The following is an 18,426-nucleotide window of genomic DNA, read 5'->3' as shown; positions in this document are numbered from 1 at the left end:
CCCGCCTTTATTGTGAACGTTAATTATAAAAAAACCGGATCTTTTTCTTCCGGTTTTTTTATTGGCTCGGCAGTTTTAGAATTGTTTGTTCGGAATCGAAAACTATTCCTTCTATTCCTGTTCCCTCCGTATTTTAGATTCGGATAAATTCAGAATTGCGATTTGAAATAGCGATGGACGTCGTAAATTGTGAGCATTTATTCACAAAATTTGTCTCCTTCTAAGAAATGGGTTGCAGGAATCCTTGTGAGATAGAAAAGGAAAGTCGATCATGACATATTACCAACTCTCCTGCTATTTGGTCGTTACGGTTCTGGTTTACAGAACCTTTCACCATTTGGTTCTTTTTTTCCGGAACCGAAAGCAGGTTTATTTGCTCCACTTCGCATTTTTGCAAATTTCCTACGGAGCATATCTTTTCTTTTTTATACAAACCATCAATGCGGAAAGCGCTCAAAAAGCGTTGGTCTGGGAGAGATTGGAAAATACCGCGGTCCCTTTTTTCGGCACGTCTCTAGTGTTGTTCGTGAATAGTTACCGGAGGATTTTTAGCCGGGATTTCACCTACCTCTATATCTTTTTGAACCTTCTACTTTCCGGGATACTGGTCACAGATCCGAACGCATACACGATGCAGTTGTCTCATCCTAGAAGTTTTCCCGCTCTAGGTATCGTCATTTACGAAACCAAGCAGCCGATCCTGGTCCAGTACCTGTATCTTTCCGGAATGTTGATGATCTTCTGGACCTTGTTCAAAGTTATGAACCAATTCCGGAAAAATCATTTTAAGAATCCGTTTCTTCTCTTCGGTCTTTTTCTATTCTGCTCTTCCGTCATTATGGACATTCTGGTTTCTACCGACGTCCTGCCTCTCCCTTACACCTCTCATTTCAGTTTTCTCATCCTGATGTTCTCGGTGGATAGCTTCTTGACTGTGAACAAATCCGAACGGGAGGTGCGTCTGGAATTCAAGGAATCGATTTCGAAATGGTTAAAGTCCCCGTTCGATGAGCCCCCGATATCCGGTCCGAAATCGCCGCAGGATAAGAGCGGAGAGGTTGTCCGATCGGATTTTTCAACGGATAAGGTCGCGACCCGTAAGAAAGAATCCAATTCGCAAATCCTGAAAATCAAAACGATGGGGCCTCTAGAGCTGGAATTGGACGGAAAGAAAATCCCCCCTTCGGAATATTCCAGCAAAAAGAAACTTCTGAAGCTCATTAAGCTACTTGTGGTTCGTTATGGAAAAGGAATCCATAAGGAGGAATTGCTGGAGAACCTGTGGCCCGGAATGTCGGAAAAGAATGCGCTGAATAGCCTGCACGCTCTATTGTTCCGATTGCGCAAGATTCTGGGAAATCCGGAAGCCTTGGTTTTTGCGGAAGACAGACTGTATTTTCATCCAGATCTGGTGATCGTGGATTTTTCGGAATTCGAAAGGGAATTGGAGCAGGCCAATCGCTTGTTGAGAAATAAGAAGGAAGGAGAGGCTCTTGCAGGATTCAGAAATGCGCAGGAGCACTACAGAGGGGATTTTTTCGAATTCGATCTGTATTTTCCGGAATCCGACGTAAAGCGGGACTATTTAAGAAAAAGCCTAATCGAAACGTACCGGATCCTTTGCGAATCTTCCCAAAAGAGTGCGAATGCTGAAGGCCTGTTTCTGGATTCCGAAAGCTGGATTCGGTTGGACGATTTGGATGAAAGAGCCTGGAGATACCATTTCGAGGCTTTGCAATTGTTAGACAGGAAGAACGAAGCCCTCAGAAAATTCGAGGATTTAAAAAAGATCTTAAAAAAGGAACTAGGAGTGGAACCGGAGCAGGATACGGTTGCGCTGGTCGAAAAGATCCGAACCGCAAATTCGGTTGCTTAAAAAGCGAACAATTTGGGCCCTTATCGTTCCCGACCGCGATTTTAGAATAAAACAATCATTAGAAAAAAAATAGTTGGACGGAACATCCTCCTTTCCATAGGTTTTCCACAGTTCCCCTATCTCTATTTGGAAAGCACATCCTATTTCGTCATGAAGAAACTCATTCTTTTTTTTGTAACGATTGTTACAATAAACGTTTTCAACTGTTCCCTCGTATATCGCGTCACCGGACGAACTCTGAATTCGTATGCCGCAGACAATCTCGTTCCTTATCTTTTGGCTTCGGATGATATCGATTCCGTTTGTACCGGCGGTACAGCTTTAGGACCCCTCATTGCTTCTTTCGAAAGAGTAGGGACATCCGTGGAATTGCCCGTAATGGTCGCGCAGATGGGAGCAGGCATCTGTGCGGAACGTAAAGCTCAGGAAGCGGAACTTTCTTATTTAGCGGCAGTAAAAAAAGGGAAAGGAGAAGAAGCCTCCGATTTCCAAGCCGTTCAGATCCGCCAACACGGGCTGGCGGCAAAAAGATACGGGGACTCCTATAATCGCTTTTTGCAATATTTCGGAGAATGGAAGGGCAAATGCCCCTCTATGAACGACGAGGAAGAATTCTATTTTATGGTGGGCTTGGCTTCCGGTTTGCTTGCGATCTTGCACGATCGTGCGGCACAAGGATATGCGGGTATTACGACGGAAATCCCTTCCGTGGTTTCTCAGGCTTCCAAATGTCTGGAACCTAAGAAATGGTGGGGAACGCCTTTGGCCTTCGAGGCGGTGGTTTGGCTTTCGGTTCCCGGCGCCACTCCGGAAGGAAAGGACGCATTTAAGCAATTGGAGGAAGCGGTTCGGATGGGTGACCAAGCGGGAGTCAGACTTTCCCGCGCTTTCCAACTCCAAGGCGTGGCCGGAAGAGGAAATCTGGAATTGATGAAAAAGCTGATCCAGGAACATGCAAAATCTCTGGAGCAGTCTCCCCCCAAAAAGGAATTCCGTTTGTTGGAGACGTTTGCAGAGAGTTTGTCCCGTCACGAGTCGGATAAAATTTGGGTGAAAGAAACCGGACATAGGGGGCCGATCCATTTCGGTCAATTCCCGGGCGGGAAGCGTAAGAACGCGAAAGAAGACGACGATTTATTAAAGGACTTATAGACTTTCGGGATTCGAAGCGGGGTTCCGAAAGAGTAGGAGAAAATGAAAATGAAAAAACTGATATTACTTGCGGCGATTTTGTCCGCATTCGGAAGTCCGGTCGGGCTACGGAATGCGGATGCGGCGGAGGCGGTGGATCGCACGATGTGCGTCTTCGATCCTTCCGGCGCTCATGGGGATGTGTACAAATCCGCACAGAGATACCAAGCACAAGCTCTCACTTGGGGGATCCGTCTGGATCTCAAAGCCTATACCGACGAGGTGGTGGCAAACAGCGATTTTAAAGCGGGCAAATGTCATATGGCATTCCTGACCTCCTTACGGGTTCGCGGTTACGTTCCTCAATCCGGATCCATCGAGGCGATCGGGGCGCTTCCTAGTTACGATCTTTTGCATAGAACGATAGAAGTTTTAGCCAACCCGAAGGCACGCAAGTTGAACGTGGACGGAGACTACGAAACCATGGCCATGTTTCCGGGCGGGGCAGTGTATCTTTTGCTTAGGGATAAAAATCTAAAAGATATCAAGGATTTGGCAGGCAAAAAGATCGCAACTTTGACCTACGACCAGGCAGCCACTACGATGGTGGACATCGTCGGCGCTTCCATGGTTCCGGCGGAGATCGCCACCTTTGCCGGTATTTTTAATAACGGAAGGGCGGATGCTTGTTATTCTCCCGCCATAGGGATCAAACCTTTGGAACTCATGAAGGGAATTTCTCCGAATGGAGGTATCGTCCGTTTTCCCATCGGTCAATTGACCTTCCAGATCGTGGCACGGCATAAGGATTTTCCGGAAAATTTCGGAAATACCTCCAGAAGCTGGGCCTCATCCCAATTCGATTCCATGCTCGCTTTGACCAAAAGGGCGGAGCAGGAGATTCCGGCAAAATTCTGGCTGGAAGTCCCCAAGGAATTGGCCAAAAATTATTTCGAAAAATTCAGGGAAGTCCGCATCAAATTACGCGATAAGAAAGTATACCACCCCGCGATCTTAAAGCTGATGAAGGGAGTTCGTTGCAAGGCGGACTCGAGCGCGACGGAATGTTCCGATAATTTGGAATAAGCCGATTTCCATTCCATAAAATTAAAATAAAATTCGGTCGCGGAAAATCCTTTTTCCCGCGACCTTCAATCGACCGCAAATCCCGAGGATAGAGTTTCATATGTGGAGAAAGATCGTTTCCTGGTCCGTATTGTTTTTCCTTTTCGTACCTTTGATCCAGAGCGGGGCCCAGCTCGTACAAGCTAGGCTCTTAGGGCTGGGGGGAAGTATTTGGCCCGAATACGCGATGATCCGGAATGTCTGCATGGCAGGTCTCACCGCAACCGGCGACCAAAGAGCGGAAGTAAGCGAGTCCGACTCCGAGCTTTTGGAAGAGCTGGACATGGGATCCACCGCCAAGCAGAGTTCCTCCTCCGGACCCACGGAAACCCAGTTGGAATTGGCAAAGCTGGCGGCGAATCTGACCTGGACCCAAGCGACGTACTGCGGTATAGAAAGGCGCCTTTCCTGGATTACGATTTTTGCTACGGATTATATTCCGATGACGATGGTCGTTCTTCTCCTAGTTGCAGGGACCGTTTCCACAACGAGAAGATACCATATCGCTCTACGGAACCCCGAGAATTTTAGAGAAGAATTCGTAACCGAACTCAGTCAGATCGTGGCGAACCTGATCGTTCTGGTCTCCGCGGCTTACATGCTTCCCCTCCAAAAAGGAGTCGAGGCACAGATCCAAGTCCTATGGATTTCAGGTTTGGCCTTTTTATCTTTTTTGAATCTGTACAATCTCCGTCATCCGGTCTTCGCTCCGGGAAAAGAAAGCGAGGAAAAGAAAGGAAACTTCGCACACATACTTCTTTGTATTCCCCTGTATTGCTGGATGGCTTTCGTTTGCGGTCTGTATTTTTTCGTTTTAGAACACCATCCGGCGGGCTTGGCGATCTACCTACAAAAGTTAACGGCTCATGCGACTCTTTACATCCAGATCGGATTGTATGTATGGACGGGAATTCTCCTTCGGGACACTTCTTTAGGACACAGATTTTTCGATCTTCTGAATCCGTGGAAACTTCCTTCGGAATTAATGGCGGTAATCATCGTGGTGGTAGCGGCTCTTCCCACGGCCTACAGCGGAGCGTCCGGAATCGTAGTGCTTGCCTTAGGCGCCACGATTTTTACGGAGTTGAGAAGGGCGGGCGCCACACAGGAACGGGCTCTTGCTGCGACAGCCATGTCCGGAAGTCTCGGAGTGGTTTTACCTCCTTGTCTACTCGTTGTCATCGTTGCGTCCTTGAACCTAGACGTAACGACGGACGAACTGTTCCATTGGGGTTGGAGGGTCTTTGCGGTTTCTTCCAGCCTTTTCCTATTGGTGAGCTGGTTTACGAGAAAGGAATCCTGGAAAATCCGTCCCGCGGCAGACGCGTGGCAACAAACCTGGAAAGCGTTTAAGCCTTTCAGCATCTATATGCTGGTTTCGGTTTCCATCGTTCTCATCATCGTTTTAGGCTTGGGTACGCATTTCGACGAACATACCGCACCGTACATTCTGCCTCTTGCGATGCTCGCGTTATTGTCCATAGATTATAAACTATCCAAATCTTCGCATCCCATCACCGAGCCTGCGAGAGAAGCGGTAAAACTTTCCAGGACTTCGTACGACGCGGGATCCCACCTAGGCGCTCTTTTACTGCTTATGGGGCTTTCCGCCTGTATGGGAGGAGTGTTCGAAAGATCCGAGGTCATCAATCTATTTCCCACACAATTGGGTTCTCCGATTTCCGCGATGGTGGTGCTGACGATCGCATTAGTAATTATCGGGATGCTGATGGATCCGTACGGAGCGGTGATTCTGGTTTCCGTTACCCTCTATCCGATCGCGAAGGCCAACGGAATTCATCCTTTGAATTTCTGGATGACCGCGCTCGTTTCCTTCGAATTGGGATATCTAACTCCTCCCGTAGCCTTAAACCATCTGCTTACGAAACACGTCGTCCGGGAACTTTTGGTAAAGGATACGACCCTGGACGGAAAGGGATTTCTCGGAAGACACGAGCATATCGTTATCCCGATCGTAGTGCTTTTTCTCACGTTACTCGTAACCGCTTTCGGGCCGATCCTATTCGGTTGAAAGAGGCAGGATAAAAATCGAAAACCCGCTCTTAGGCGGGTTTCTTTTTTAGGTCTTCTGTTTCTTCTTCTTTTTCTTCTGCTTTCCTTCCGGTGGAGGCGGAAACGCTGAAATTTTGCCGTTGCTTGTATGGGGAGCCGACCTTTGCAGGGCCCTTTTCTTACTTTCCGCCCAGGGGATCACCTGTCCCAATTCTTCGGCGAGGGCCATTAGGTTTTCGTTGATGTCCACCAGCTCCTCGACGATTACGAAATAGGCGACGCTGGACTTCAGTTTGCTTTCTCCCTTCCGGATCCGTTTCATCTGGTTTTTATAAATCCGGATTTTGATATCGGAGAGCTCTTTGAGTTTCTTTTTGGATCTGGCTTTTTCCAACAAGCTAGGAATCTTATCGGAATCCACCAAAAGTTCGAACCCTTCCTCGGCAAGTTTGCGTAGGTCTTTCAGATCCTCTCGTTCGTCCCTGTTCAACGCGGTGCGATGGGAATCTATGCTGTTCGAACTGCTTCTGAGTATGTTCGAAATATTTTCGGAGATCCGATCAATATAACCGAGAGCGCCGGTCATCGGATGGATGGATTGGAATTCGCTTTCGTCGAAGTGTCTTTCCGCCAAAGTCAGAAAGCCGGATATCGAACTCTCGTACGTCTTTTTCAGGTTTTTTAAAAGTCTACCCGTTTGCTTGAAATCCTTCTTTTTACCGTTGATGTATCCGGAGCAGACGTTGTTCATCGCCTTCTTGGCGAGGATGAGGCTCCCCGAAATGGAGGAAATGGTTTTGGCCAAGGCCTTTTCCGGATGCTTGGTCAGGTTGACCAACTTTTCCACGCTCTCGTCGTAGGACGCTTTTCGTTGCCCGTGCACTTTCGCGAATAGGACGACGAGGAAAAGAGTCAAGGCGAGGATTCCCACCACCGCAGCGAACCCGAAATAAAAGAAGGAAACCGCAATGACCCCGCCAAGCACGGACGCAAAGATCGCAGTCATGAACCAACCGCCTACGACGGTCAGTACCCCGCTGACTCGGTGGATTGCGTTTTCCTTCTGCCAAGCGCCGTCGGCAAGAGACGTTCCCATCGCTACCATGAAGGTGACGAAGGTGGTGGAAAGCGGAAGCTTTTGCATGGTTCCGATCAGGATTAGACCGGAGGCGATCAGGATATTGACCGACGCGCGTAAGAGATCGAAGGCGTCCGACTCGTGGATCCGCACGATGTCGTCGGCGGCGTTGTTTTTCATCCTTTCCGCGATCCAAGAACGTAAGGATTTCGGAAGAATGGCGCGAAGAGGTCGGTAGATTCCTAACGCTATCTGAACGAATACTCTTGCCGCTAAGCTGGTCTGAAACGTTTCGATCGTTTCTCCTTGGGAACCCAGGTTGACTTCCGTCAGCGTAACCGTTTCCGCTTTCTTGGAACGGAAGAGAGAGATGATCATTACGAGAGCGGCGAGGAACAGTAGAAGGTTCGGCGTGGGGACTTCTCCCGCCAGACCGATCGCCAGCGCACCCGGATCCCCGTTGGAGGATCGGATCAATTCGTGCGTTTGGAGGCTCGCGATGGGAACTCCGATGAAATTCACCAAGTCGTTGCTGGCAAAAGCCATGGCGAGAGCCGCCGTTCCCAGGAGCACCACGAATTTAAGAACGTTTCTACCGGAAAGTACCAGAATTTGGAAGAGCACCGAAAACCCGATGAAGGAAAAAAGAAGGATCCGACCGAAGTGAAGGTCCATCCATTTCAGCATGTCTTTACCGATCAGAGTGGAGCCTTTCATCGCCGTCAAAAGTACGAAGAATAAAACGGTAGTCGTAGCCAATCCCGCGAACACGCCGCCGAAGCGACGGATGGTTTTTTCCAATTTGAAACTGAAGACTAGACGGAAGAGAAACATGAGGATCATTCCGGCAAAAAAAGCAAGAATGACCGAGAGTACGATTCCGAAGATGATTTTGAGGGCACTTTCCGCGTTGATGATTCTGAAGGCGTCGTTCGGGGTTTCCGTCTTTAGGAATGCGATCGCCAGAGAGGCGCCGAGCAATTCGAAGACCAAGGAAACCGTCGTGGATGTGGGAAGTCCTAAGGTATTATAAAGATCCAGAAGGATGATATCAGCGACCATTACCGCCAAAAAGAGAAACATCAACTCCGCCAGAGTGAAGTATTCCGGTCGAAAAATCCCTTTTCTGGCGACTTCCATCATTCCGCTGGAACTCATGGCTCCGACCAACACTCCGATGGATGCGATGATCAGGATAGACCGGCGGGAAGCGGCTCTAGCACCCACCGCAGAGTTCGTAAAATTCACCGCGTCGTTAGAGACCCCTACGACGAGGTCCATCACTCCAAGGATGCACATGACTCCTACGATGATCAGAAAAATATCCATATTGGTAAGTACCTACCTTCGTCGGGTCGGACGGGCCCGAAGGGTCGTTTTTTGAATATTCTGCGGACGAGAGGTCGCCACAACCTAAATTTTGGGGGTCTTCATTTCAGGGATTTTACTTTTTACGCGGACGGTTCCGAAGGATGAGGAAGGTCTCGATTTTCAAAACGGAACATCGGAATTCGAGTTTCAGATTCCGACCGATCCTAAAGAATGGATCCACAAAGGCCCGCTTTCTTTGGAGCGGGACGGAACGGAATCGTCGTTAAAGAAAGAATCAGGAGGCGATATGAAAATTTCCGTGGGAAATCTTCCCCAGGATTGGTCCGAAGAGGACATACGAAAATTGTTTTCCGAGTTCGGAGAAACCCAGCACATTTCGATCAAAAGAGATAAGCTGACCGGACGCTCTTTGGGATACGGGTCGTTGGAAATGGAGGACGAATCCGCCAAAAAGGCTTTAAATGCTCTGAATAAAAAAGAAATTTCAGGAAAAACCCTGGCAGTCGTAGATTCGGAAGAATGGAAGAAAGAGTTCGAGAAAAAGCAGTCCATAAAGGGAGGCAGCGGAGGTACGAAAGTACTCGGTAGCCAAACGAAAGGAGGATTTTCCGGCTCGGGTATCCGGCGCACAGGTGGTAGAGGAAAATGACAAAAAAAGGAATCAACGTGAGAGTTTCCGTTTTTATTCTGATCGGCTTGGTCCTTTCGATGGGTGCGGGGATTGTATTCTCTCAAGCTCAGGGGCTAGTCGTAAAGGATATCAAGAAAGGTACGGGCAAGGAAGCCTTTAACGGTTCTAACGTAACCGTTCATTATACCGGATGGTTGACGAACGGCAAAAAATTCGATAGTTCCAAGGACCGCGGCCAACCTTTCAATTTCGATCTAGGGTCCGGTCAAGTGATCAGGGGTTGGGATAAGGGAGTCCAAGGAATGAAGGAAGGTGGAATCAGAAAACTGACCATCCCTCCGGAGCTAGGATACGGATCCAGAGGGGCAGGAGCCGATATCCCGCCCAATTCCACCCTAATCTTCGAAGTGGAATTGCTGAAGGTATACTGACATTTTTATGTCAAACCGGCGAGCTCTTGTCATCGAGCCGCCGGTCTCCGCATTTTAATTTTTTTACGATATTGTAATATTTTATTCTTCCCGCCCCTCAAATAGTATAGGGGATCTCACGGTGGGGAAAGACGGAAACTTATTAGAGAAGTCGCATGATTTCATGGACGGTCTCTTTGATCAATTGCCTCTTCCGTCTCTTGTGATAGGCCCTACGGGAATCCTAGAGTTAATCAACCGGCAATTCGAAATCCTCTCTGGCTTTTTAAGACCGGAAGTGGAGGAACATCTGAAGTGGTCCGAGTTGGCGCATCCCGACGACCGCGACAGTTTTATGGAATTGTTCCTGAGCCTATCGGCGGGCAAAGAATCCGTCGCGACAAGGTTTCGGACCAGAATCAAAACCAAAAGCGGATTTAAGAACGTCTATGTTCGAGTCCAAACCCTGATGACGAAGCAAAACCAAAGCAAGATCCTTGTCCAACTTCAGGAGCTGAACGAAGACGGTCTCCTTCGGGATTACGAACTTCCGGATACGGACTATCGGTGGAGATCCCTTTTGATAGAAGGAATGGATTCTGTCGCGGTTCTGGATCTAAACGGGAATATATTATTCGTAAGCAAGACTCTGAGCGGGGCGAGCGTGGACCGGTATCTCGGAAAAAACGTGTATTCCGTTTTGAATTCCTCCGAGGGGGCGAAGTTTCGTTCTTTGCTTCGGCAGGTCATTGATACGCAAAGTCCGATTTCCTGGCAACTATGGAGCGATTTTTCGGGCGTAAAACGTCATTATTTTATGCGAGTTTCTCCCGTTACTCGATTGGGGGAAATCTATTCGATTATCGTTTTGATAAGCGACACAACCGAGCTGAAGGAATCCGATGCGGATCAGTTGAAACGGATCGAACTTCAGAAGCACAGACAAAAATTGGAAGCGCTCGGAACTTTAGCCGCCGGAGTGGCTCATGAAATCAACAATCCGTTGACGGGTATTCTGAACTACGCCGAGATAGTGAGAGACCAAATCGGTACAAACGAGCATTTACGAAAAAATTTGGACATCATCATCCGGGAGAGCGAGCGTATTTCCGTCATTGTTCGGAATCTTTTGGGTTTCGTCCATAAAGAGGAACGCATTAGAATCGAATGCAAAACGGGTGAGATTCTATTCTCTTCCGTCCAGTTGCTTTTACCTTTCATGATCAAGGACGGAATTTCGATCGAAGGATTACAGGAACTTGGTCTGGACTCCGAGATTCCCGGCGTCGAAGCGGAACCGAATAAACTCAAACAAGTTTTCCTGAATCTGCTTACGAACTCCCGGGATTCCCTGAACGATAAATATCCGGACTCCCATCCGAATAAGAAAATACGTATTTACCAATCGGTCGTAAAGCGAGGAGAAGCGCGTTACGTAAAAGTCTCCGTGGAGGACACAGGAGCCGGGATCAAAAAGGAAAACCGATCCAAAATCTTCGACCCCTTCTTTACCACGAAGGCTACGTCCAGCGGCATTGGGCTCGGGCTTTCCATTAGTTACGATATCATACGGGATTTTGCCGGAGAAATCGATTTCGAAACGACGGAGGGGGAATTTGCCCGCTTCGATATAATCCTACCCGTACCCGAAAAGAATTCTTGACCACCTTCCGGATTCGAAGAATTTTAAGGGTCGTTTATGTCCGAGCCAGATAAAAATTTTTCCGGACCGCAGGCGGCATTCCAATCCGCGTCCCGTCGGGACGTAATTCGAATTTTGGAGAGAATCACCGACGCGTTCCTGTCTTTGGACGGAGAGCTTCGGATCGGTTACGCGAACTTCGAAGCGGAACATTTGCTGGACGTATTACGCGAAAATCTGGTCGGAAAACGGATCACGGAAATTCTCCCCCAATTTTCCGGAACGCCTTTGTTCCCGTCGATCGTGGAGGCGAGACGGACGGGAATCCATAAAGATTTGGAACTACTGGATCCTACGGACGGAACTTGGTACGAAGTCAGACTTTTCCCCTCGCATGACGATCTGGCCGTTTATTTTCGGGATGTTACGTCCAGAAAATTAGGAGAAGTCAAACTTAGGGAATCGGAAGAAAGACTTTCCGAATTGGTCCGAACTTCTCTGGAACCGATCCTTTCTTTGAATTCGGATATGGAAATCGTGCTTATCAATCCCGCCGCGGAAGCTTTGTTCGGGTACAGCAGTTGGGAAGTGATCCGTAGGCATATCAAATTCCTAGTTCCGGATAGACATAAAAAATGGGGAAGTACCGTCGTACAGAGACTTTCCGAGACTCCGGATAAGGGAATCTTCGGGCCCTTTCGCGGAAAAAGAAAAGATGGAACGGAACCGATCCTCGAAGTATCCGTTTCAAAAATGAGGACTTCCTCCGGAAGCGGATTCACGCTGATCGTAAGAGACGTTACGGAAAGGATCCGAACCGAAAGAAAGTTGAAAAACACCGTTGAAAAATTGAGGCAGGTCGATAGGGAAAGAAACCATCTGTTGCACCATTTGGAGGACCAGGTGAGGGAAAGATCCAAAGAACTTTCCCGGTTCTACAAGCTGATGAAAGAGGAACTGAGTCTGGCACAAAGAGTGCAAAAAAGCCTTCTGCCTCCGATCGACACTTCCATTTCGGGGGCGTCCACTTTCATTACTTATCTTCCCGTCATGGACGTGGGCGGGGATTGGTACGACGTATTCGAAGTTCGCCCGGGAATACTCCGTATCCTGCTCGCGGACGCGACCGGACACGGAGTCCAAGCGGCACTTGTGACGATGACGATCAAAGGGGTTTGCGAGCCGATCAAATATTTGGCGGTTTCTCCGTCCGAACTGTTAACCGGAATCAATACGGATTATTGCAGGAATTTCCGCAGCCTTCAGATGTATTTCTCCTGCTTTATATTGGACATAGACGTGAATCGGAAGGAATTGAGATTCGCGTCCGCTGGTCACCCCGCCGTTTTTTGGAAAACGAACGACGAGACGCAGCTCTTGGAACGAACCGGTTCTCTGGTAGGTTTAAGTGGCGAAATGAAATTCGGAGAAGAGCTCCGTACTTATAAATCGGGTGATTCGCTGTTAATGGTGACAGACGGTATTTTCGAAGAGTTCGATTCCGAGCAGCATCCGTTCGGGGAAGAGAGGATAGAGGAGATCTATAAGACATCCGGATTGGAAGGCAAGGCGCTTCATGATCGGATGTTAAAGGACATGAAAGCGCATCTCGGAAAGAGGGAGCCTCAGGATGATATCACCCTTATATCCGTGGCTTTATCCTAGGATTGTTCGGCTCCTCGGCCGGAAAGGTTAGGTCGTCTAAGTGGTGGGGATTGCGGTCTTAACTCTCATACTTGTGTGCTTGTGCCTCTACGGTGTTTGGGAATACGAAAACCATAAAGCGATTCTGAATCGTATTCCGATCCGAATTCACGTAAACGGTACGAGGGGAAAAAGCTCCGTGACCAGACTGATCGCTTCGGGGCTTAGGGAAGGAGGAATTACCGTATTGGCAAAGACTACGGGGACGACTCCCAGAATCATCGCACCGGACGGTAAGGAATTTTCGGTCTACCGTAGGGGCGAGGCAAATATATTAGAACAATCTAAAATTCTTAAAATGGCGGCAGAGAAAAACGTCCGTGCGGTCGTTCTGGAATGTATGGCTTTGCATCCTGCGAATCAATGGATCTCGGAGAGCAGATTGGTGCAGGCCACCCATGGAGTTCTTACGAACGTGGGAGAGGATCATTTGGACGTCATGGGACCGGGAAAAAGAGGGGTAGCTTTAGCTTTAGGGGGAAGCATTCCGCCGGGTCGTAAATTGTTCAGTGCGGAGACGGAGCTGTCCGAGCTGATCAAAAATATCTGTTCTGATCGGTCCACGGAATTGATTTCTTTGGAAAAAGAGGACATCGATTCGGTATCGAAAGAGGATTTGAGGGGTTTTTCCTATTTAGAACATAAGGAAAACATAATTCTTGCTCTCAGGGTCTGCGAATCGATCGGAGTGGATCGAGCCACGGCACTGAAGGGGATGAAAAAGGCGGAACCGGATCCAGGCGCTACCACGGCTCATAAAATGGATTTTTTCGGAAAGCGGATCTATTTCGTCAACGGGTTCGCGGCCAACGATCCGGCGGCGACGAGACGGATCTGGGAAAAAGCGGTCGCCGCCTTTCCCTCCGTAGAACGTAGGATAGCGATCGTTCATTGCAGAGCGGATCGTCCGGACCGGTCTTTACAGTTGGGTCGTGAAGTGGGGCGTTGGTCGGAAAGGTCGCCGGATTCTTTTTTGGTAGTCGGCGAGGGGACTCATATCTTTTTAAAGGGAGCGGAGGAAACCGGGGTTCCACTTTCCAAGATGCATATCGCGGAGAGCGCCGCGCAGTCGGAAGTTTTCGAAAGGGCGGTGGATTTTCCGGAGAGATCCGCTCTGATCGTAGGAATGGGAAATATCGGCGGATTGGGTTTGGACTTACTCAAGGCTTTCAAAAACAGAAGCGAAAGGATCGGATCGGATTCATGGATCTACTGACTCTCGCGATCGGAATCGGATTGTTCGTGAGTTTGGCGTTTGCGGAGTTCTTCGGGATCGCCGCCGGAGGTTTGGTCGTTCCAGGATACATCGCGCTGCAATTGCACAGACCGCTCAATATTCTGATGACCCTGTCATTAGGAGGTCTGACTTTCGGTTTCGGGAGGCTGGTTTCCGGAGTCACAATCCTGTATGGAAAGAGAAAGACCGCTTTTCTACTTTTGACGGGCTTTCTCCTGGGAGCATTGGTCCAGGAATTCCTGCACAGAAACCATCTTGTCTTCTCAGCTTTTTCCCCGACGCTTTCGGATTCGGAGGAAGCTAGGGTAGTGGGCCATATCATACCGGGCTTAATCGCGTTGTGGATGGATAGACAGGGGATATGGGAAACGATATGCGTGCTGCTTACAGGGTCCGTAATCGTGCGTTTAGCGCTGATCGTGATTTTAGGCGGAGATTTTCAGCCTTGAAGAAAATCTATTGGAGGCCGACTTCGATTACGATTCGAGTTTATCTATTGATCGCTGCCGTTTCCGTATCGTGTCTTTTCGCGGTCGAAACCCTCAAAGTCCGGAAAGAACAACCGTACTATTCGGAAAAGATGGAAGCGGCAAGATTGGCCGGAGAAGCATTCCAAAGAATCCGGGAACTTAGAAAGGAGCAGAATAAAATCTCGGATTCGGAATTCGATCCTTCCCGTTCCGGCCTTATCGGTTCCTTCCTTACGCCTGTCACCAGTAATACCGGAACCTTGACCGCAAAGCAAACTTCGGTAAATCCGAATTTCGCGGGACTCGTAGTGGAATTCCTAAAACAGGCAGGAGTAAACGAAGGCGGAACCGTTGCCGTAGGTCTTTCCGGATCCTTTCCCGCTTTGAATATCTGTGTGTATGCGGCGGGGAAAGCTCTGCATTTAAAGTTGGTTCCGATTTCGAGCCTTTCCTCTTCGCAATGGGGAGCGAACGATCCGGAATTTCTTTGGGCGGATATGGAAAGGGTGTTGTTCCTGGAAAAGATACTTCCTTACAGATCCTTAGCGCTGAGTTACGGAGGGTTGGAGGATAGGGCTCTTGGCCTTTCTTCGGAAGGGAAAAATCTATTAAACGAAGCGGTTAAACGTAATTCGCTGCCGCTACTGAGCGGAAATTCCTTCACGTCCAGCGTGGAGGAGAGAATGCGTAAATTCAAGGAGGGGGCCAAGGGAGAACGGATCCAAGCGTACGTTAACGTAGGCGGAGGCACGATCTCAGTTGGTACGAGAGCGGGAAAGCAGAGTTTTAAGCCGGGATTGAATCTTTCCTCTTTGCCCGGAGCAGACAAGATCGATTCCGTTATGACCCGCTTTTTGCGGGAGGATATTCCGGTCATTCATCTGATCGAGATCGAGGAACTGGCGAAAAAATACGGTTTTCCCCTACGACCCAAAACCACTCCTAAAGGAGGAGAAGGCGAAATCTTTTCCAAGGTGGAATACAGCCGTTGGTTTGCCGGCGTCGTTTTGTCCGCGATTCTATTCCTGATATACGGACTGTTCCGAACGGGAGGAAGAATCGCCGCGGATCCCGACACCGGTTTTCCGATTTAGTGAATTAGAAAATTATAAATTTCTTTATCTCTTCTTCCGTCTTCCAGAAGCACGACTTCGTAGTGATTTTTGTCCGGGATGTCCAAAACTCGGAAAAGTTTAATTTCCCGCTCCATCTTTTTTATGGCGGAATCCGGCAGCAATTCGTCTCCCGGCTTCAAGTTCGGTTTACCCGCACGAACGGCTAAGACCGGACAGTTCAGAGCGGAATAGGGAAGGCGGTTATTCTCTTTCAGGATCCGGAAACTTCGGAGAGGTTCCTTGCAAAATTTGAGAAGAATCTTGGCCGGATCCATGGATCCTCCCATGCTTTCCAATTCGGACTCCGCGACGAAGGGAGGGAGGGAGCATCGGACGGGGCCTAACGGGCCTGATCCGTTGGAAAGATTCAGAGAAGGGGAAAGAGTTCCGAGCGGTTCCAATTCATAGGTCAGAAAATTCCGAATATCGTCGTTCCAAGCGGAAAGGATGGGGGATTTTCGGGCCTCCTCCAAGTAGACTTCCTTGCTCGGTACCGTCTTACCTAAACGCGCCAAAGACGAACGGATCATCAACAAGTTGGAAAATTTCCTTTGTGGGGAAAGCGCTCCGCCTCCGTCAACCAACACCGCTTTTTCCAGGATTTCGGGATGGGATTCCGCGAGACGAAGTGTGATCCAGCAGCCCAACGAGTGGGAAAGAACGGAGATGCGTTTGTAACCCAAAACTACGGAAAGCTGTTTTAGATCTTCCGCATGGACTTTCGCCGAATACTGTCCTTCCGGTTTGTCCGATTTTCCCCTGCCGCGCAGATCGTAAGTGATTACGGTGATTCCTTTCTTGGATAGGCCTTTTGCAATCGGTTCAAAATTTCTTAAATTTCCCGTCAGTCCGTGGATGCAGAATAAGGGGATTCTACTTTTTCCCTGGAATTTTCGGTACGCGATCCTGATGCCCGACGGAAGGGTGGCTAGTTTCGGTTCTTGAGATCTGTCGAGCATTCGATTTCATTCCGAGAGTTCCGCTCCTAAACGGCGGAGTATGTTTCCCAGATTCTTTTCCATCTCGCCACGAAAGGGGTGGTGGAGTAAAGCGATCTTTTCCTTTCTTTTGACGGCGGAAAAACCGGCCTCGCGCCGTTCCAATTTGTACCATATTCTGGATTCTCCCAGTCCGGAAAACCGGATGCAAAAATCCTCTCCTTTCAAATCGAAGCTCGTCAGGGTCCCGAGTTCTCCCCCGGATACCGCTTTTCTCAATTTTCTCAGGAAGGTCTCCGGATCTTCCTCTGCGACTCTGATTTCTTTCATTGGTTTACGCCACAAAAAGCATGTACAAGCCTTGGAACAGACCGACGATCGCACCTAAGACGGAGCCGATCAGGATCAACACGTATTCGTCTTCCTGGAACGCGGAGCGAAGGATGGGTTCGAATTCCTCCGGAGGTAGATCCTTCATGCGTTTGAACATATTGTTTTCTATGCTCATGGCTCGACCCATATAGCTTTCCAGTTTCGTGGAACTGTTCGCCAAAGTCTCGCTCACGTTGCGTATCACTTCTTTCTTGGTGTTTTCGAAATCCGAGTCCTCGCCTTTCCCGTTTTCCGCGTCGAGGTTTTCGTTCAGATTCATTTTGTGAGCCGCGGTTTCGGTCTCGGATTGGATGGTTTCTACGAGGGTCCGCGCCGCTCTTTTGTACAGGATCTCCTCTAAGACGTTCCTGGCGGTCAATACCTGTGTCGCGAAAACGTTGGAATACTTTTTGGAAACCTCCTCTTGTCTCGCCAAAAAAAGACCTCTGTATTTGATGGGGCCGAATTTCTTTTCGTAGAGAGGACGGAAGATCATGGTAAGCGCCACCCAATTCGTGACGTATCCGACGATAATTCCTTGGATCGGTAAAGTCCACCAGATCGGAAGCACTTCCCAAAGCAGCGCTTGCAGGATTCCCAAAGCTCCGCCCAAGTACCAGCCGCATCTTTCGATGAACGTAAATTCCTTCGAGCCCACTTCTTCGAAAATATCCACGATTCGTTTAACGTTCGGACCGGTAAGTTTTCGGAGAACCAAGGACCGGAAGTTGAAGACGGAGGATACGTTCTCTTTTACTTGGACCATGATATTCCGAACGGTATGAGCACATTTTTCCTGAACTGCGTTCACAATCTCGGATTCGTGTCCGTTTTCCAAATGTTTGCGAAGACTCGGATTGATATGATGGATGATCTCTCTTGTGGCGGAAGGAACGAGCCCGTCCAACACGGGTTGGAACTCTTTTTCCAATTGTTCGGGATCGACTTTGGAGAAGAAATCCTCCACTTTAATCAGTCTCTCCGTCATGATGTTCACGGATTTCAGCGCGAGTTTTTGCGCTTTTTTCGGGACGATTCCTTGCCAGCCCAGGTAGGGGGGAATTCCGACGAATTCCAAGGGATAAAAAGTCATTTTCAGGGCGACTACGTTCGTGAACCAGCCCACGAATCCGTACGTAAAGGGCATCATAATGATACCGATCAGTTCTTTGTTTTGGCTAAAGAAGGAGAAGTCCATATTTTCAAATCCTGTAGCAACCGCTATAGAGGCGGGCTTTTTTGCAAAGTCCCGTCGCCTACAGTCGGCTGCAAGTCCTTTTTCTGAAAACGTCCGGGCAAGAAATTTTCCCGTAAAAAAAACTTCCTCGTTCCGAACGGAAATCCGAGCTCTG

The 18,426-nt window shown here is 48.8% G+C and carries 15 protein-coding genes; 11 read left to right on the top strand and 4 right to left on the bottom strand.

The window, feature by feature from the left end; translation table 11 throughout:
* The first annotated feature begins 271 nt into the window (after positions 1-271).
* From EHO61_RS07305 to EHO61_RS07290, 4 genes are all read left to right on the top strand, one after another.
* Positions 272-1,876, top strand: a complete 1,605-nt coding sequence (locus tag EHO61_RS07305; protein WP_135812972.1) for an AfsR/SARP family transcriptional regulator — start codon at positions 272-274, stop codon at positions 1,874-1,876.
* Between the two features lie 150 nt (positions 1,877-2,026).
* Positions 2,027-3,028: a hypothetical protein gene (locus EHO61_RS07300; protein ID WP_135812971.1), complete on the top strand. Its 1,002-nt coding sequence runs from the start codon at positions 2,027-2,029 to the stop codon at positions 3,026-3,028.
* A gap of 48 nt (positions 3,029-3,076) precedes the next feature.
* The gene (locus EHO61_RS07295) at positions 3,077-4,093 is read left to right on the top strand and encodes a putative solute-binding protein (protein WP_135812970.1); all 1,017 of its coding nucleotides are present in this window, start codon (positions 3,077-3,079) and stop codon (positions 4,091-4,093) included.
* A gap of 100 nt (positions 4,094-4,193) precedes the next feature.
* Positions 4,194-6,164 carry a TRAP transporter large permease subunit gene (locus tag EHO61_RS07290; protein WP_135812969.1) on the top strand — a complete coding sequence of 657 codons (1,971 nt, stop codon included), beginning with the start codon at positions 4,194-4,196 and terminating at the stop codon, positions 6,162-6,164.
* Positions 6,165-6,212: 48 nt separating this feature from the next.
* On the opposite strand, the gene EHO61_RS07285 is transcribed toward EHO61_RS07290, so the two are convergent.
* Positions 6,213-8,552, bottom strand: a complete 2,340-nt coding sequence (locus EHO61_RS07285) for an inorganic phosphate transporter (protein WP_135812968.1) — start codon at positions 8,550-8,552, stop codon at positions 6,213-6,215.
* Between the two features lie 289 nt (positions 8,553-8,841).
* Between EHO61_RS07285 and EHO61_RS07280 the strand changes: the two genes are divergently transcribed.
* The 7 genes from EHO61_RS07280 (at position 8,842) to pgsW (ending at position 15,743) form a co-directional block, all read left to right on the top strand.
* Positions 8,842-9,204 carry an RNA recognition motif domain-containing protein gene (locus EHO61_RS07280; RefSeq protein WP_135812967.1) on the top strand — a complete coding sequence of 121 codons (363 nt, stop codon included), beginning with the start codon at positions 8,842-8,844 and terminating at the stop codon, positions 9,202-9,204.
* 59 nt (positions 9,205-9,263) lie between these two features.
* Entirely contained in the window at positions 9,264-9,617 is a 354-nt protein-coding gene (locus tag EHO61_RS07275; protein ID WP_425460341.1) for an FKBP-type peptidyl-prolyl cis-trans isomerase, read from the top strand.
* A gap of 121 nt (positions 9,618-9,738) precedes the next feature.
* On the top strand, positions 9,739-11,259 hold the full coding sequence (locus EHO61_RS07270) for a PAS domain-containing sensor histidine kinase (RefSeq protein ID WP_135812965.1): 1,521 nt from the start codon (positions 9,739-9,741) through the stop codon (positions 11,257-11,259).
* 36 nt (positions 11,260-11,295) lie between these two features.
* Positions 11,296-12,903 carry a SpoIIE family protein phosphatase gene (locus EHO61_RS07265; protein ID WP_135812964.1) on the top strand — a complete coding sequence of 536 codons (1,608 nt, stop codon included), beginning with the start codon at positions 11,296-11,298 and terminating at the stop codon, positions 12,901-12,903.
* A gap of 40 nt (positions 12,904-12,943) precedes the next feature.
* Complete coding sequence (gene pgsB / locus EHO61_RS07260; RefSeq protein ID WP_135812963.1) at positions 12,944-14,158, top strand: poly-gamma-glutamate synthase PgsB; 1,215 nt, start codon at positions 12,944-12,946, stop codon at positions 14,156-14,158.
* Positions 14,146-14,628 (top strand): poly-gamma-glutamate biosynthesis protein PgsC, encoded by a 483-nt coding sequence (gene pgsC, locus EHO61_RS07255; RefSeq protein ID WP_135812962.1) that lies wholly within the window; start codon positions 14,146-14,148, stop codon positions 14,626-14,628. The genes pgsB and pgsC overlap by 13 nt, the downstream gene beginning before the upstream one ends.
* Positions 14,625-15,743 carry a poly-gamma-glutamate system protein gene (gene pgsW / locus EHO61_RS07250; protein WP_135812961.1) on the top strand — a complete coding sequence of 373 codons (1,119 nt, stop codon included), beginning with the start codon at positions 14,625-14,627 and terminating at the stop codon, positions 15,741-15,743. The genes pgsC and pgsW overlap by 4 nt, the downstream gene beginning before the upstream one ends.
* Here pgsW and EHO61_RS07245 read toward each other — a convergent pair.
* Genes EHO61_RS07245 through EHO61_RS07235 form a run of 3 tightly spaced genes read right to left on the bottom strand, consistent with a single transcriptional unit; the run spans position 15,740 to position 18,272 of the window.
* Positions 15,740-16,723, bottom strand: a complete 984-nt coding sequence (locus EHO61_RS07245; protein ID WP_135812960.1) for an alpha/beta fold hydrolase — start codon at positions 16,721-16,723, stop codon at positions 15,740-15,742. The genes pgsW and EHO61_RS07245 overlap by 4 nt on opposite strands.
* A 6-nt stretch (positions 16,724-16,729) precedes the next feature.
* Entirely contained in the window at positions 16,730-17,032 is a 303-nt protein-coding gene (locus tag EHO61_RS07240; RefSeq protein ID WP_135812959.1) for a hypothetical protein, read from the bottom strand.
* Positions 17,033-17,036: 4 nt separating this feature from the next.
* A complete protein-coding gene (locus EHO61_RS07235; RefSeq protein WP_135812958.1) occupies positions 17,037-18,272 on the bottom strand; it encodes a DUF445 domain-containing protein in 1,236 nt (411 codons plus the stop codon).
* Positions 18,273-18,426 lie beyond the last annotated feature (154 nt).

This window comes from Leptospira fluminis (assembly GCF_004771275.1).
GTDB lineage: Bacteria > Spirochaetota > Leptospiria > Leptospirales > Leptospiraceae > Leptospira_B > Leptospira_B fluminis.
The sequence above is the reverse complement of the archived record's forward strand: the minus strand, read 5'-3'. Positions and strand labels throughout refer to the sequence as shown.

What these genes read in the sequence shown, in the direction of transcription:
- EHO61_RS07235 (WP_135812958.1), bottom strand. Translation starts at nt 18,272, where the DNA reads ATGGACTTCTCCTTCTTTAGCCAAAACAAAGAACTGATCGGTATCATT.
- EHO61_RS07290 (WP_135812969.1), top strand. Translation starts at nt 4,194, where the DNA reads ATGTGGAGAAAGATCGTTTCCTGGTCCGTATTGTTTTTCCTTTTCGTA.
- EHO61_RS07300 (WP_135812971.1), top strand. Translation starts at nt 2,027, where the DNA reads ATGAAGAAACTCATTCTTTTTTTTGTAACGATTGTTACAATAAACGTT.
- EHO61_RS07265 (WP_135812964.1), top strand. Translation starts at nt 11,296, where the DNA reads ATGTCCGAGCCAGATAAAAATTTTTCCGGACCGCAGGCGGCATTCCAA.
- EHO61_RS07245 (WP_135812960.1), bottom strand. Translation starts at nt 16,723, where the DNA reads ATGCTCGACAGATCTCAAGAACCGAAACTAGCCACCCTTCCGTCGGGC.
- EHO61_RS07240 (WP_135812959.1), bottom strand. Translation starts at nt 17,032, where the DNA reads ATGAAAGAAATCAGAGTCGCAGAGGAAGATCCGGAGACCTTCCTGAGA.
- EHO61_RS07295 (WP_135812970.1), top strand. Translation starts at nt 3,077, where the DNA reads ATGAAAAAACTGATATTACTTGCGGCGATTTTGTCCGCATTCGGAAGT.
- EHO61_RS07285 (WP_135812968.1), bottom strand. Translation starts at nt 8,552, where the DNA reads ATGGATATTTTTCTGATCATCGTAGGAGTCATGTGCATCCTTGGAGTG.
- EHO61_RS07275 (WP_425460341.1), top strand. Translation starts at nt 9,264, where the DNA reads ATGGGTGCGGGGATTGTATTCTCTCAAGCTCAGGGGCTAGTCGTAAAG.
- EHO61_RS07305 (WP_135812972.1), top strand. Translation starts at nt 272, where the DNA reads ATGACATATTACCAACTCTCCTGCTATTTGGTCGTTACGGTTCTGGTT.
- EHO61_RS07280 (WP_135812967.1), top strand. Translation starts at nt 8,842, where the DNA reads ATGAAAATTTCCGTGGGAAATCTTCCCCAGGATTGGTCCGAAGAGGAC.
- pgsC (WP_135812962.1), top strand. Translation starts at nt 14,146, where the DNA reads ATGGATCTACTGACTCTCGCGATCGGAATCGGATTGTTCGTGAGTTTG.